Origin of the sequence: Xanthomonas sp. D-36-1 (assembly GCF_017746155.1) — a bacterium.
Classification (GTDB): Bacteria; Pseudomonadota; Gammaproteobacteria; order Xanthomonadales; family Xanthomonadaceae; genus Xanthomonas; species Xanthomonas cissicola.
The window spans coordinates 16,757-31,540 of sequence record NZ_JAGHWR010000063.1 but is presented as its reverse complement, the minus strand read 5'-3'; the positions used below and the strand labels follow the sequence as shown (position 1 = coordinate 31,540).

Annotated in this window: 10 protein-coding genes; 3 read left to right on the top strand and 7 right to left on the bottom strand. The window is 64.9% G+C overall.

Annotated features, from left to right (window positions below; translation table 11 throughout):
- Window positions 1-110 precede the first annotated feature (110 nt).
- Window positions 111-1,613, top strand: coding sequence for a sulfotransferase (locus J7367_RS16680; RefSeq protein WP_057662096.1), 1,503 nt, complete (start codon window positions 111-113; stop codon window positions 1,611-1,613).
- A gap of 19 nt (window positions 1,614-1,632) precedes the next feature.
- Here J7367_RS16680 and J7367_RS16675 read toward each other — a convergent pair whose 3' ends face one another.
- The 7 genes from J7367_RS16675 to J7367_RS16645 form a co-directional block, all read right to left on the bottom strand.
- Window positions 1,633-2,916 (bottom strand): aspartyl/asparaginyl beta-hydroxylase domain-containing protein, encoded by a 1,284-nt coding sequence (locus tag J7367_RS16675; RefSeq protein ID WP_057662098.1) that lies wholly within the window; start codon window positions 2,914-2,916, stop codon window positions 1,633-1,635.
- Between the two features lie 156 nt (window positions 2,917-3,072).
- Window positions 3,073-4,050 carry a cation diffusion facilitator family transporter gene (locus tag J7367_RS16670; RefSeq protein WP_057662103.1) on the bottom strand — a complete coding sequence of 326 codons (978 nt, stop codon included), beginning with the start codon at window positions 4,048-4,050 and terminating at the stop codon, window positions 3,073-3,075.
- Between the two features lie 219 nt (window positions 4,051-4,269).
- Window positions 4,270-5,172 (bottom strand): 3-hydroxyisobutyrate dehydrogenase, encoded by a 903-nt coding sequence (gene mmsB / locus J7367_RS16665; RefSeq protein ID WP_173644238.1) that lies wholly within the window; start codon window positions 5,170-5,172, stop codon window positions 4,270-4,272.
- 155 nt (window positions 5,173-5,327) lie between these two features.
- The gene (locus J7367_RS16660) at window positions 5,328-6,515 is read right to left on the bottom strand and encodes an enoyl-CoA hydratase/isomerase family protein (RefSeq protein WP_057662145.1); all 1,188 of its coding nucleotides are present in this window, start codon (window positions 6,513-6,515) and stop codon (window positions 5,328-5,330) included.
- Complete coding sequence (locus tag J7367_RS16655) at window positions 6,515-7,312, bottom strand: enoyl-CoA hydratase (RefSeq protein WP_057662109.1); 798 nt, start codon at window positions 7,310-7,312, stop codon at window positions 6,515-6,517. Before J7367_RS16655 ends, J7367_RS16660 begins: the two co-directional genes overlap by 1 nt.
- Complete coding sequence (locus J7367_RS16650) at window positions 7,309-8,490, bottom strand: acyl-CoA dehydrogenase family protein (protein WP_007970984.1); 1,182 nt, start codon at window positions 8,488-8,490, stop codon at window positions 7,309-7,311. The genes J7367_RS16655 and J7367_RS16650 overlap by 4 nt, the downstream gene beginning before the upstream one ends.
- A gap of 10 nt (window positions 8,491-8,500) precedes the next feature.
- Entirely contained in the window at window positions 8,501-10,006 is a 1,506-nt protein-coding gene (locus J7367_RS16645; protein ID WP_057662113.1) for a CoA-acylating methylmalonate-semialdehyde dehydrogenase, read from the bottom strand.
- A 137-nt stretch (window positions 10,007-10,143) separates the two neighbouring features.
- On the opposite strand from J7367_RS16645, the gene J7367_RS16640 reads away from it, so the two are divergent.
- Both J7367_RS16640 and J7367_RS16635 read left to right on the top strand, forming a co-directional pair.
- Window positions 10,144-11,529: a short-chain fatty acyl-CoA regulator family protein gene (locus J7367_RS16640; protein ID WP_057662116.1), complete on the top strand. Its 1,386-nt coding sequence runs from the start codon at window positions 10,144-10,146 to the stop codon at window positions 11,527-11,529.
- Between the two features lie 519 nt (window positions 11,530-12,048).
- Entirely contained in the window at window positions 12,049-14,742 is a 2,694-nt protein-coding gene (locus J7367_RS16635) for a TonB-dependent receptor (protein WP_057662118.1), read from the top strand.
- Window positions 14,743-14,784: the final 42 nt, after the last annotated feature.

The following is a 14,784-nucleotide window of genomic DNA, read 5'->3' as shown; positions in this document are numbered from 1 at the left end:
GTTGATCAGACCTTCCCTAGTGGTTCCTGGCCGGTGCCGATTGAACGGCGCGCGCACGCCACCTAAGCTGCACTCGTCCAAATTGCTGCATCGTCAGCCGGAACCGCGCATTGAACACCTCTGATCAGCGGGCAGCGCAACTCCTGCAGCAAGGTCACCTGCAACAGGCGATTGCTGCGTATCAAACTATTGTGCGGGAGCGTCCACACGCCGCCGATGCCTGGTACAACCTGGGGTACCTGTTCCGCCGCACCGGCGACATCCCTGCGGCATTGCAGGCGTATGCACAGGCGCTGGCATGCGGAGCGGCAGCGCCGGAGCAGGTCCATCTCAATCGCGCAGTACTGCTCAGCGAGCATCTCGGTGACGCCGCCGCGGCGTTGCAGGAACTCGAACTGGCGCTACATTGCCGGCCAGCCTATCCCCCCGCGTTGCTTAATTTGGGCAATCTGCACGAGGAGCTGGGCGCGCGCGGTCATGCCATCGCCGCCTATTCTCAGCTTCTTGCCGTTGCCCCGGCCGATCCAGCGACGCAGGCACTGCAATTGCAGGCTGCTGCAAGGATGCTGCATCTGGACCCACCCATCGCTGTCGACGACCTGCGCATGATTGGCCTGACGCAGGCCGTCTCTGTGCAAGGACTGGATCGGCAGCTTATGGCGACCGTGCTGCATGCACTGGCCCATGCCTACGACCGTCTTGGCCAGCATCGGCATGCATTCGATACGGCTACCGCTGCCAACCGGCACGCCTATGCGCACGTAACCACATACGACCCGCAACGCACGCAGCGGCATTTCGACGCATTGATGGCCACATTCGACAGCGCGGCTGTGGAATCTGCGCGGCCGCCGCATGCAGATAGGCACGATGCAACGTCTGCGCTATTTATCTGTGGAATGTTCCGCTCCGGGTCGACGGTGATCGAGCATGCATTGTCCCGCCACTCACAGGTTGCTGCGGGTGGCGAGATGGATGCGCTCCCCCGATTGGTCGCGCAAAGGCTATCTCCGTTTCCGCAAACCGTACGCACGCTCTCGCCACAGATGATCGCGCAGCTCGCCGTGAGCTATCGGCGGCACATCGACGCAGTTATTCCGGACCAGGCGCAGCTGCGCTACATCACCGACAAGCGCCCGGACAATTTCCAGCTGATCGGCTTGATCAAACGCCTGTTCCCATCGGCAAGGATCGTGCATACGCGCCGGCATCCATTGGACAATGGGCTATCGATCTTCATGCAACAGCTCAATCCGCACGGGTTCGGATACGCGGGCAAACTGGAAGATATCGGGCATTTTTACGGCGCGTACCACCACTTGATGAACCATTGGATGTCGCTGTACCCGGACAGCATCCATACCTTCGACTACGATGCCTTCGTGGCCGCGCCCGAGCGGACCTTGCGCGCCTTGCTGGATTTCCTGCAACTGCCCTGGGAGCCTGCGTGCCTGGACTTCCACCTGGCGGAACGTGCGGTGCGGACCGCAAGCTACTGGCAAGTCCGCCGCCCCCTGCACGCCGAGGCCTCGGGACGCTGGAGATCGTATGCGACGCAACTTGCTCCGCTACGCATTGCTCTTGGCAAGGCCGGCATCCCGCTCCCGGACTGATCTACCCGCAAGCAAGCGCTCATCCGTGCCGGTGCGCTGCGATGGCGGCCTCCATGGCATTGACCATTGCCCGCTCCTGCTGACTGAGCAACGGATTCCAGACGTCGAAAATCAGTACCACCCGGACCTGCACACTGTCGTTACGCGCCTCGTGTTCGATCGAATCGTCGAACACAAGCACTTTTCCGGCTTCCCAGCGGCGCCAGTCGTACCCTACCCGAAAGCTGCAGTGCTCCGGCACGATCAGCGGCAGATGCGCCACCAGCCGGGCGTTGGTTTCGCCGTGATGCGGAGGAATGGTGGTGTGCGGCGCCAGCACGGAGAACATCGCATTCGGACAGACGCCATCGATCTGCGCCGCATCGACCAGCGATAATGCGGCTGCCGTCGCCGGGCATCGTTGCAGATGCGCTTCCACTGGCTGGCCGTGTGCCCAGAGCGGATAGGAACTCCATGCCGGCGAATGGTTGAGGTCTTTCCATTGATTGACCGGCTGGTCGGGCGCGTAGGCGATGTAAGGAGCAAATCCACGCGTGTCCTCATCCATCACGGCGCGCAGTTCGTGCGTGATCGCATCGGTATGACGCTGCAGCTCGTCGATCCACGGGAATGCGGCTTCCGCATGGAATGGCAACGCCGGCAAGCGCGGAATATGCAGGCGATTGGACTGGGAATGAAATGGCCTGGTGCGCCCGCACGCGATCGCCGCAGCTTCGTCCCAGCGGCCGTGCAGTGCCGCGTCCATGGACATGCGCGGAATTTCCAGTGCGGCCCGCAACCGGGCTTCCAATTCCAGCGTGTCCTGCTCGACCGCCTGTTGCGCGTGCAGCAGCTTGCGGCGCAGCGCCGCCGGCCATTGCGGCTCCGGCGGCGCGACGGCGAGCGCATCGCGATAGACCCCGGCTGCCGCGTGCGGCCGCCCGCGCGCCTCCAGGAATGCGGCTTTGGCCAGTAAGCCGGGGAGAAAATACGCATCCAGCGCCAGCGCTGCGGTGATGGCTTGCCATTGGCCATCGATATCGCCTTGCGCCTGCTTCACCACGGCAATGGTCAGTACGATCATCGGGTCGCCTGGATTGCCTGATCGCGCTGCCGTCAGATGCTCCAACGCTGCGACCGCATCGCCCCGCTGATAGGCATGGACGCCCAGGCTGTACAAGGCGTGCGGATGCGCGGGGGCCAACTGGTGCACCTGCGCCCACAGCTGTTCGGCTTGCTGCCATTGCCCGGCCGACGCAGCCGCACTGGCCTGCGCGGTCAGCGCGGCGATCTGCTCGTTGACCTGCTCGACCTGTACTGCCATGCCACGTCGCCCGTCAGCCATTCCCGTCCGGATCATACGGCCTGGATGGCCCGCGACAGCAAGCCCACGGTGCACCGATGGACGGCATCGCGCCGCGGCCAGTGGCGAAGGCGCATCGCTACCGGGTCGGAATGCTCGCCCGTGCGCCAATGGCGATCAGTGGGAATGCACGCCATGCGTGTGCCCATGCGCATGAGCGTGCCCATGATGCGCGTCATGGCCCGTGCCTGCCGCCGGTTTGGGCGTGCCGCAAGGTTCAGTGCCGCAGTCGTCGCTCTCCACCTGCAAGGTGACGTGCGCGATATCGAAGCGCTCATGCAGCAGGGCGCCGAGCGCGTCACGCAGACGGTCGCGGTCGGTGGCCTCGTTGACCACGATGTGCGCGGTGAGCGCCGGCGTGCTGGAGGCCAGCGCCCAGACATGCAGGTCGTGCACGTCTTCGACGCCAGCGTGGCCGGTCAGCGCCTGCTGCACCTGCGCCAGGTCGATCCCCTTGGGCACGCCTTCGAGCAACACGTTGATCGCCTCGCGCAGCAGCACCCAGGTGCGCGGCAAGACCCACAGGCCGATCAGCACGGCCAGCACCGGGTCGATCCACTGCCAGCCGGTCCAGCGGATCAGCAGGGCACCGATGATTACTGCCACCGAGCCGAGCATGTCGCTCCAGACTTCCAGATAGGCGCCCTTGACGTTGAGACTTTCGCCGCTGCCGGCATGCAGCAGCTTCATCGCGACCAGATTGATCACCAAGCCGAAGCCGGCGATCAGCAGCATGCCGCTGTACGCAATGTCCTGCGGGGCACGAAAGCGTTGCGCGGCCTCCCACAGGATGTAGCCGCCCACTGCGAACAGCAGCGCGCCATTGGCCAATGCGCCCAGCGCCTCGAGCCGCACATAGCCATAGGTGCGACGCACGTCGGCCGGACGACGACTCAGGCGCACCGCGACCAGCGCGATCATCAGGCCGACGGTGTCGGTGGCCATATGCGCAGCGTCGGACAGCAGCGCCAGGCTGTTGGTCACGAATGCGCCGATGATCTCTGCCAGCAGAAAGGTGGCGGTCAGCCCCAGTGCCCACCACAAGGGGGCTTCGTGACGGATTTCGCTGGGTGCGTGGTTGTGGTCGTGTCCCATGGATGTCGTGGCCTGCTGCAATGCGCGCACCTTAGGCGCACGCGATGGCGGAGACTATTACACCTGTGCGTAATGACATCACATCACGCAAACCGTGCGGCGGGCTGCAAAGCGCAGTGGTTGCGCCAATGCGGGGCGCGAGAACTGCAGTCACGCTCTGGAAGCATGTCTGGTCCGCACCGCCCTTCCAACAATCCGCGGCGCGAGCCAGGTGGCTCGTCAGACCTTGGCGAACAGCTTGACCACGCTGGAAAAATCCAGCGCCCCGTTGCCTGCCTGGCTGTTGATTGCATACAGGTTGCGCGCCAGCTCACCGAGCGGAATCGACACGCCGGCCTGCACCGCCGACTCGGCAACCAAACCCAGATCCTTGAGCATCAGATCGTTGCCGAAGCCGCCGCTATACCCACGCGAAGCCGGCGCATTGGGCAGCACGCCGGGCCACGGGTTGCACACCTCGGTAGCCCAGCTGCGCCCGGTGCTGACCGCCATCATCTGCGATAGCACCGCAGGGTCCAGGCCTTGCGCGACGCCAAGCGCCAGCGCTTCGCCGGTGGCCGCCATGATCACGCCCAAGGCCATGTTGTTGCACAGCTTGGCGACCTGCCCTGCCCCATTGTCGCCGACATGGAAGATGTTCTTGCCCATGGCCTGCAGCACCGGGCGGGCGCGCTCCAGCGCATCGGCAGCGCCGCCGACGATGAAGGTCAGCGTGCCGGCTGCAGCACCGGCCGTGCCACCGGAGACCGGGGCGTCCAGCATCGTCAGGCCACGCGCCTTGGCCGCGTCGGCCACCTTGCGTGCGGATAACGGTGCGATGGTGCTGCAGTCGATGACCAGGGCACCATCCGCGATCTGCGCCAGGATGCCGGATTCGCCCAGGTACAGACCTTCGACGTGGCGGCTCGCGGGCAGCATCGAGATCACGACCTCGGCACCGACCAGCGTGTCCTGCGCGGAGCTGGCAGCATGCGCGCCAGCCGCTGAGGCAGCATCCAGGGCAGCCGGTGCGAGATCGAACACCCGCAGCTGATGCCCGGCCTTGATCAGATTGGCAGCCATTGGCCCGCCCATATTGCCCAGGCCGATAAACGCGATCTTGCTCATGGTGTCGGTTTCCAAAGTAGGGCCATCTTCAATAAATAGCCGGGGTCATCCCGGATTGCTGGTGCGCACGCAGCCACCGCCAGTCTTCAGCTGCGACGACACAGGTGCTACATGGCAACTGCGATGCAATCGGGCGTGAGCCGAATGTCCCTCGCAAAGTTGCCAGCCACTCAACGCACACCGAGCTGGCCTGCCGCCAGATCGGCAAGCGGGTGGTCCGCGGCCGACCAGGGCGCGACAAAGAAGTCTGCGGCCCACTGCGCATCGGCTTCTTCCAGCGATCCAGGCTGCCAACACGGTTGACGATCCTTATCGATCAACAGCGCGCGGATGCCTTCTGCAAAATCGCCGTGCGCCGCCACATGCAATGCGACCACGTATTCGGTCCGAAAGGTATCGGCCAGCGTCGTGGTGCCCGGATGGCGATACAGCTCCCAGGCCAGGCGTGCCGAGCCCGGAGCACCCGCGGCCAAGGTGGCACGTGCAGCCTGCAGCCAGCTGTCTTCGCTTTGCAGCGCCATGATTGCAGCGACGATGTGCTCCAGTGACTCGCCGGATACCAGGCGTTCGATCAACTGTGCGTGGAGTTGCAGCGGGCCCGGCTCGGTGGGTTGCGCGATGCCATGCAGGAATGCGCCGAGCTGAGTACGGTCGTTGTCGGCATTGCCTGTCCATGCGTGCGCGCTTAGCGCATCCAGCACTGCTGAGTACTGCGCATGCTCCAGGCGCACATCTGCCAGCCCCGCGTAAATGGCATCGCTGGCATCCAGCGGCGCGCCAGTCAGCGCCAGAAACAGGCCGGCCCCCTGGGGCACGCGGCGCAACAGCCAGCTGCCACCCACATCGGGAAACAGCCCCACGCTGATCTCCGGCATGGCAAGGCGCGAGCGTTCGGTGACCACGCGATGGCTGGCGCCGGACATCAAACCGATGCCACCGCCCATCACGATGCCGTGGCCCCAGCACAGCAGCGGCTTGGGATAGGTATGGATGCGGTAGTCGAGCCGGTATTCCTCCTCGAAGAATGCGGCCGCATGCGCGTTGGCCTGCGGCGCTGCGCATCGCGCTGCAGTGTCGGGCACTGCAGCGCGATGCGCACGCATGCTCTGGTACAGGCCATGCAGATCGCCACCAGCACAGAACGCTTTGTCGCCGGCGCCACGCAACACCACGCAGGCGATCTGGGCATCCTCAGCCCACACACGCAACTGCACATCCAGCAGCCGCGTCATCTGTAACGACAGGCCATTGAGCGTCTTGGGCGAATTCAAGGTAGCGATGCCGATCCGGTGCCCATCGGCGCATGCACGCTGCTCGAACAGCACCGGTGCCTCGTCGGTTGCGCTGACCTGCGCCATCAGCGGTTGCTCCACTGCGGCGCGCGCTTGTCCAGAAATGCAGCCACGCCTTCGGCCTGATCGGCATGCTCGAACAGATCCACGAAGGCTTCGCGCTCGGCAATCAATGCCGCTGCGTGGGTGCCATGGCGCGTGGACTGCACCAGCTGCTTGCATGCCGCCACACTGACCGGGCTCTGTTTACCGGCACGCTGCGCCCAGGCAACCGCCAGCGCGCGCGACTCGCCCTTGCCCACCACCTCTTCCACCAAACCGATGCGCTGCGCGGTAGCGGCATCGATACGCTCGCCCAACAGGATCATGCGCTTGGCCCAGCCCTCGCCGACCAGGCGCGGCAGATTCTGGGTGCCGCCGGCACACGGCAGCAGGCCAACGCTGGCTTCAGGCAACGCGAGCTGTGCGTGCTGCTCGGCAATGCGCAGATCGCACGCCAATGCGCATTCCAGCCCGCCCCCCATCGCATAGCCGTTGATTGCGGCAATCGACACGCCACGAAATGCGCTCAAGGCTTCGAACGCTTCGCCGAACCGGCGCGCAGCCTCACGTGCATTGGCCTTGTCGCCATCGGCGAACTGCTTGAGGTCGGCACCGGCGCTGAAGAACTTCTCGCCTTCGCCGGTGATCACCAGCGCGTAGATGCTGCGATCTGCATCCAGCGCGCGCACCAGCTCGCGCAGGGCCGCCAGGCTGTGCACGGTCCAGGTGTTGGCCGGCGGATTGCTCAAGGTCACGATGGCGACGTGCCCACCGCGCTCGACCTGCAGACCGGTGTGGAGACGGCCTTCCCAATCGCTCATCGCAATTCCTCCTCGCCATTGAGCAGGTGACGCGCCACGATCATGCGCATCACCTCGTTGGTGCCTTCCAGAATGCGGTGCACGCGGCTGTCGCGCAGCAAGCGCTCGATCGGGTATTCGCGGATATAGCCGTAGCCGCCATGGATCTGCAAGGCATCGTCGCAGATGGCAAAACCGGCATCGGTGGCGAAGCGCTTGGCCATCGCACACCAGACGGTGGCATCGTGGCTACCGGCATCGAGCTTGCGCGCGGCGGTGTGCACCATCTGCCGCGCGGCCACCAGCTGCGTGGCCATGTCGGCCAACTTGAACTGCAGCGCCTGGAAATCGGCCAGTTTCTTGCCGAACTGGCGACGCTCGCCCATGTAGCGACGCGCAGCATCCAGCGCGCCTTGCGCGGCGCCCAACGAACACGCGGCGATATTGATGCGGCCACCATCCAGCGCCTTCATCGCCATCTTGAAGCCTTCGCCTTCCTTGCCCAGCAGGTTCTCGGCCGGAATACGCACGTTTTCGAAGCTCACACCGCGCGTAGGCTGGCTGTTCCAGCCCATCTTCTCTTCCTTGCGACCGTAGCTGATGCCAGGTGCATCGGCCGGCACCACGAAGGCGCTGATGCCACGTGCACCGTCTTCGCCGGTGCGCGCCATCACCACCAGCACGTCGGTTGCGCCGGCGCCGGAGATGAAGGCCTTGCTGCCGTTGAGCACATAGCTGTCGCCGTCGCGCTGCGCGCGCGATTTCAGCGATGCCGCATCCGAGCCACTGCCCGGTTCGGTCAGACAGTACGAGCCCAGCCTGGCGCCGCTGGTCATCGCCTCCCCCCACTGCGCGCGTACCGCGTCGGTGCCATAGCTGGCGATCAACCAGGTGGCCATATTGTGGATGCTGATGAAGGCGGAGGTGGACGGATCCACCGTGGCGAGTTCTTCGAACACCACTGCCGCATCGAGCCGACGCATGCCCAGGCCGCCAACGCCTTCATCGGTGTAAAGCCCGCAAAAGCCGAGCTCGGCGGCCTTGGCGATGGCCTCGCGCGGGAAGTGACCTTCTGCGTCCCACTGCGCTGCATGCGGGGCGAGTTGCTTGTCGGCGAAGTCGCGGGCGGCGGCGCGGAAGGCTTCCTGCTCGTCGTTCAAGTCGGCTGTGTTGGGGTGGAGCTGGATGGCTGCATTCATGGCGATCGGGTCACTTGAGGGAGATGGTGGTGTTGACGCCATGGCCCAGCGTCTGATCGTCGAACCAGCGCGCGGTCACGGTCTTGGTCTGGGTGTAGAACATCACCACCTGCTTGCCGTACGGACCCAGGTCGCCAAGCTTGGAAGCGCGCGAGCCGGTAAAGGAGAACAGCGGCACCGGCACCGGAATCGGCACGTTGATGCCGACCTGACCCACATCGATGTCTTCCTGGAAACGCCGCGCAGCCGCACCGGATTGGGTGAACAGCGCCGTACCGTTGCCGTTGGGGTTGGCGTTGACCAAGGCGATGGCCTCGTCCAGCGTGGCGGCTTCCAGGATCACCAGCACCGGCCCGAAGATCTCTTCGTCGTAGATCCGCATGCCGGGTTTGACGCCGGAAAAGATGGTCGGGCCGACAAAATTGCCCTGCTCGAAACCCGGCACCTGTGGTGCGCGACCATCCAGTTCCAAGGTGGCGCCCTGCTCCACACCGGAGGCGATCAAGCCTTCTACCCGCTCGCGCGCGGCGCAGGAAATCAGCGGACCGACCTCGGTGCCCGGGGCGTTGCCGGCACCGATTTTCAGGCTCCTGGCCTTGGCTACCAACTCCGGAATCCACGCGCGCGATTCACCAACCAATACCAGCGTGGAGGCGGCCATGCAGCGCTGCCCGGCGGCACCGAACGCGGCACCGACCATCGCATTGAGGGTCTGCTCGCGATTGGCGTCGGGCAATACCACGGCGTGATTTTTGGCGCCCATCATGCATTGCACGCGTTTGCCGGCGAGCGAGGCACGTCGATAAACGTGCGTGCCCACCTTGGTGGAACCGACAAACGACAACGCCTTGATGTCGGGGTGATCGCAAAGCGCATTGACCACTTCCTCGCCGCCATGCACGACGTTGAGCACGCCCTTGGGAATGCCGGCTTCCAGGGCAAGTTCGACCAAGCGCATGGTCACCATCGGGTCCTGCTCGGAGGGTTTGAGCACGAAGGTGTTGCCGGTGGCGATCGCCATCGGGAACATCCACAGCGGAATCATCGCCGGGAAGTTGAACGGGGTGATGCCCGCGCACACGCCCAGCGGCTGCAGCAGGCTATAGGTGTCCACGCCATTGGCGACGTTGTTGGCCAGCTCACCGAGTTGCAGATTGCCGATCGCCGCGGCGTGCTCCACCACTTCCAGACCACGGAACACATCGCCTTCGGCATCGGCCAGGGTCTTGCCCTGCTCGGCGCTGAGCAGCGCGGCCAGTTCAGGCATGTTTTCCCGGATCAGCTGCTGGTATTTGAGAAAAATACGCGCCCGGGCGCCCACCGGCGTCTTGCGCCAGGTCGCGAAGGCGCGGCTGGCCGCTGCCACTGCGGCATCCACTTCGGCGGTGGTGGCGAACGGCACCTGGGCCAATACCGATTGGTCGGCCGGGTTGACCACATCCTGCCACTGCGTGCTGGCGGACACTACCAACTCGCCATCGATCAACAGGGAAACGCGGGGGACGGATTCGCTCATTGCAGGGCTCGCTAGTGAAGAAGGACATCGGGCCGTTGCGGCCATCTCTTCGCATTGTTTGCATCGATACCTTCCATTCCCAGCCCGCGATTGCTTAATCGCGCTAAGCTGACGACATAATCTTGCGAATCTTGCGAATGCCTCAGTCGCACGCTCACCTCCGCCACCAGCTCGGGCTGCGCCTGCAGCGGCTGCGCCAGCGCCATGGCCTGACCCAGGCCGAACTGGCGCGCCGGCTCGAACTGTCGCCAAGCTATCTCAATCAGATCGAACGCAATCAGCGTCCGCTCACACTCGCCATCCAGCAGCGGCTCAAGACCGCGCTGGGCGACCTGGACGGCCTGCTGGACCTGGACGACCCGGCCGCGCTGGTCGAGCCGCTGGACGAATCGCTACGCAGCCTGGGCCATACGCTGTTGCCGGCCGAGCTGCGCGCGCTGACCGGCAATCTGCCGCAGGTGGCCCAGGCGCTGCTGGATCTGCACCGCGCCCATCAACATCTGCTCGAGCGCAACGCTGCGCTGGAACTGCAGATCGGGGTCGAGCACGCCGCGATGCCATCGCTCTCGCCCGGCGAGCAGGTGCGCGACTACTTCAACCGCGCGCACAACTATCTGCCCGAACTGGACGAGCGCGCCGAAGCGCTTTACGCCGAACTTGGGTTGACCCCGGAAAATCTTCCGCTGCGGCTGCGCCAACGGCTGGCCGAGCGTCACGGCCTGCTGGTGCAGGACGCCCCCGAGCTGCATCGCGACAAGCGCAGCTTGGATGGGCAGGCGCGCGTGCTGTGGCTGCCGGCGCACCTGCGGCCGGGCCAGCAGGCGTTCCAGATGGCGGCGCAGCTTGCATTGCTGGAATGCGCGCCGCTGCTGGACGCGCGCATTGCCGATGCCGGTTTCGAGGACGCCGAGCGCATCGCGCTCTCGCGGATTGGCCTGTCGAACTATTTCGCCGGCGCGCTGGTGATGCCGTACAGCGCGTTCCTGCACAGCGCACAGACCTCGCGCTACGACATCGAATGGTTGGCCGACCGCTTCGACGTGGGCTTCGAAGCGGTGTGTCACCGGCTCAGCACCTTGCAGCGACGCGGGGCAGCCGGTTTGCCGATCTTCTTCATGCGGGTGGACCGCGCCGGCAATGTGTCCAAGCGTTACTCGGCCACCGATTTCCATTTCTCGCATGTCGGCGGCGCCTGCCCGCTGTGGATCGTGTACGAGGCGTTCAACCAGCCCGACCGCATCCTCACCCAGATCGCGCGCATGCCCGACGGCCGCCGTTATTTCTGGCTGGCCCGCCAGGTCAGCAGCGGCCCGCCCGGCTATGGTCGCCCGCGCAAGACGTTTGCCCTGGCCATGGGCTGCGACCTGCGCCACGCCGATCAACTGGTGTATGCGCGCGGTTGGGATCTGAACGCGGTGGACGATGCGGTACCGATCGGCCCCGGCTGCCTGACATGCGAACGCAGCGACTGCGTGCAGCGCGCATTCCCTGCGCTGCCACGCCTGCCCGCGCGCGCGCGTTAGCGGCTTGGTGGGAATGGAATCTGGTCGTCGGGAGTGGCCGTGCGCTGGCCCGCGATCGCAACGACAGACACACTGCACCTGGCCTGATTGCATCGGCCAATCTGTCGCTCCTGCCGCGCGCACAAGCGGCAACATCATGGGGAAATCCCGTCGGCCCAAGTCATCCAAGTACCAGGCAATGCCACAGCCGCTGCGCCGCATCGCCGCCCTCACTTCCAGAAGATCAAGCAGACGCGAGTGCCGCAGCGCAGCATTCCAAGCCGAGATAGCTGCCGCAAAATGCTTCATTGGAATGGAATGGCTCGCGCTTCTACCCTGAAGCGGACACATGCAAGACAGGGGGACGCCAGCGCGACGCAGCGCGCTGTCGGCGTCACGCACACGAACGACCAACACTAGATCACGCAGCACCGCACCACTGGCCACACCCGCGCGGACGCGCCAGCCCCGCTCCATGCGGCTGGCAGCACCAGCAGCTACCACCGTATTCGGTCACTTTGTCCTGGGAGGGATCAACCGATGCCTGTTCACCATACCGGCCACCCGGCCAGTCGGCGCCTGCGCCGCACGCCAGTTCGCGCCACCCTGTGCACCACCATCGCCTGCGTGCTGGCCACCGCGTTCGGCGCGCATGCGCAGGACAGCGTCCCGGCGACTCCGCCCGCAGGCGACGCGAGCCCTGCTGCTGGCAACGGGCAAACGCCGGTGACGCTGGACAACATCACCGTGATCGGCCAGCGCGCCAGCCTGAATCAGGCGGTGCAGGCCAAGCAGATGTCCGATCACGTCGTGGAAGTGATCTCCGCAGACAACATGGGTCAGATGCCCAACGTCACCGTGGCCGAGGCGCTGGTGCGGCTGCCTGGCGTCAACGGCACCCGCGACCGCGGCAACGAGAGCCTGGCCACCGTGCGCGGCCTGGGCCCGCGCATGACCATGGGTACCGTCAACGGGCGCGAAATCGCCTCCTCCGAGCCCAACCGCGCCGTGCGCTGGGAAGTATTCCCGACCGAGATCGTCTCCACCGTCAAGGTCTACAAGACCCAGTCGGCGGATCTGGTCGCCGGCGGTCTTGCGGCCAACGTGGACATCTCCACCATCAGCCCGCTCGACTACACCGGGCCAGGATTCGTCGGCACCGCCGGCCCGGTGTTCTATGACCACGCCAAGGATGTGGACGGCTACAGCCCGTGGGGCAGCCGCTTCGGCGCCAGCTGGGTGCACAAGCTCAACGACAACCTGGCGGTGGCGTTCGGCGCCACGTACCAGAAGCAGAAGAACGCCAGCTCGTCGATCGGCAGCTGGGGCTATACCGATGCCACCACCTCGCGCGATGTGGATGGCGACGGCACCGTCGACCCGACCCCATGGGGGGCGGCCGACCAGCTCAAGCTGATCGACCAGACCCGCACCGGCGCGATGGGCACCGTGCAGTGGCGCTCGGGCAATGTCGAATTGAAGTTCGACGGCCTGTATTCGCGCATCGAAATCGACGAAGACCAATTGCAGAACTGGTTCAACGGGCTGGCGTTCAGCACCTTCTCCGGCAGCACCAATCCATACACCACACCGGGCTCGTCCTACACCATCGTCGATGGCGATGTGGTGGCCGGCACGCTGGCCAATTCGAACCTGCAGGTCGACCACGTGGTCAGCCATTACAACGAGGTCAAGACGCTCACCGCCGGCGGTTTGAACGCCAAGTGGAGCGGCGATGTGTGGACCCTGGGCAGCGACCTGTCGTTCTCGCAGGCCAAACGCGACAACACCTGGCAGGCGGTGCGTTTTGGCAGCAACCCGGACACCATCTCGTTCGATTTCCGCCGCAGCGTCACGCCCACCATCAGCACCAGCTCGGACACGCCCGAATACGGCATCGCCGGGCAGACCGAGCCGCAGGCACTGCGCGACAAGATCGCTGCGCTGGCACTCAACGCCAGCCGCGCCGTGGATGCCGGCCCGTTCACGTCGCTGGAACTGGGCGCACGCGCCGCGCGTCGCGAAAAACAGAACCGCCGCTTCCTCAGCAACCAGTCCGGCTACGATCAGCCGATCGCCGCGTATCAGGACCTGATCTACCCGGTCACCATGCCCGACTTGAACGTGCCCACGCTGACCGGCGGCAACCTGGCCGAGATCGCACGCATCGGCTTTGGCGGGTTCGACCCGAGCACGCTCGACGAACAACTGCTCGACCATTGGAACGTCAAGGAAGACGTGCGCGAAGCCTTCGCCAAAGCGGTCTTCAGCTCGCAGCTGTTCGGCACCGATGTCACCGGTAATGTCGGTGTGCGCCTGGTCAACACCAAGACCACCAGCGAGGGGTTCGATTCGGTCGGCAGCACCATCCAGCCCAGCACCGGCAGCAAGGAATACACCGACGTACTGCCCAGCGCCACGCTCAATTTCCTGATCGACGACCAGCGCATCCTGCGCTTTGCGGTGGCCAAGGTCATCGCGCGTCCGCCGCTGGACGAACTGCGCACCGGCCGCCGTCTGGACGACCCCAACGTGACCGTTGGCCAGCTCACCGGCAGCGGCGGCAACCCGCAGCTGGACCCGTTCAAGGCCACTCAGGTCGATGTCTCGTACGAGTGGTACTTCCATACCGAAGCGCTCGCGGCCCTGGCCGTGTATCGCAAGGAAGTGGATTCGAGCATCGGCTACCGCACCGACCGCGAAGTGATCAACGGCCTGGATTACCTGGTCAGCGCGCCGTTCAATGGCGGTGGCGGCTACATCAATGGCGTGGAGCTCACCTTCCAGACGCCGTTCTACTTCATCCCGCACATGGAAAACTTCGGCGTCTACTCGAACTATTCGCTGGTGGATTCCAACCTCAAGGAATTCTCGCCCGAAGACAACCCGCTGCCATTGAGCGGGCTGGCACGCAAGACCGGCACCTTCGACCTGTGGTACAGCAGCGGCACCTTCGAAGCGCGCGTGGGCTACAAGTACCACAGCCCCTACACGGTGGTGTACGGCTGGAATGCCGCACGGCTGGCGCGCTTGCAGAGCGAAGGCACGGTGGATCTGAGCCTGAACTGGCAGTACAGCAAGCAGCTCGGCTTCCGCTTCCAGGCCAGCAATCTCACCAACGAGCCGTTGCGCGCCTACACCGACAACAAGCCCAATCGCCTGGCCAATCAGGACGATGGCGGCTATCAGGTATTCGGTCGTCGTTACCAGTTGGAAGCGACGTACAAGTTCTAGGCATTGCTCGATCGGCTGCACATGCTGCTGCGCAGCCGATCT

Coding starts and splice junctions, on each gene's coding strand:
- J7367_RS16675 (WP_057662098.1), bottom strand. CDS start 2,916: ATGGCAGTACAGGTCGAGCAGGTCAACGAGCAGATCGCCGCGCTGACC.
- J7367_RS16670 (WP_057662103.1), bottom strand. CDS start 4,050: ATGGGACACGACCACAACCACGCACCCAGCGAAATCCGTCACGAAGCC.
- J7367_RS16660 (WP_057662145.1), bottom strand. CDS start 6,515: ATGGCGCAGGTCAGCGCAACCGACGAGGCACCGGTGCTGTTCGAGCAG.
- J7367_RS16655 (WP_057662109.1), bottom strand. CDS start 7,312: ATGAGCGATTGGGAAGGCCGTCTCCACACCGGTCTGCAGGTCGAGCGC.
- J7367_RS16650 (WP_007970984.1), bottom strand. CDS start 8,490: ATGAATGCAGCCATCCAGCTCCACCCCAACACAGCCGACTTGAACGAC.
- J7367_RS16645 (WP_057662113.1), bottom strand. CDS start 10,006: ATGAGCGAATCCGTCCCCCGCGTTTCCCTGTTGATCGATGGCGAGTTG.
- J7367_RS16640 (WP_057662116.1), top strand. CDS start 10,144: ATGCCTCAGTCGCACGCTCACCTCCGCCACCAGCTCGGGCTGCGCCTG.
- J7367_RS16635 (WP_057662118.1), top strand. CDS start 12,049: ATGCCTGTTCACCATACCGGCCACCCGGCCAGTCGGCGCCTGCGCCGC.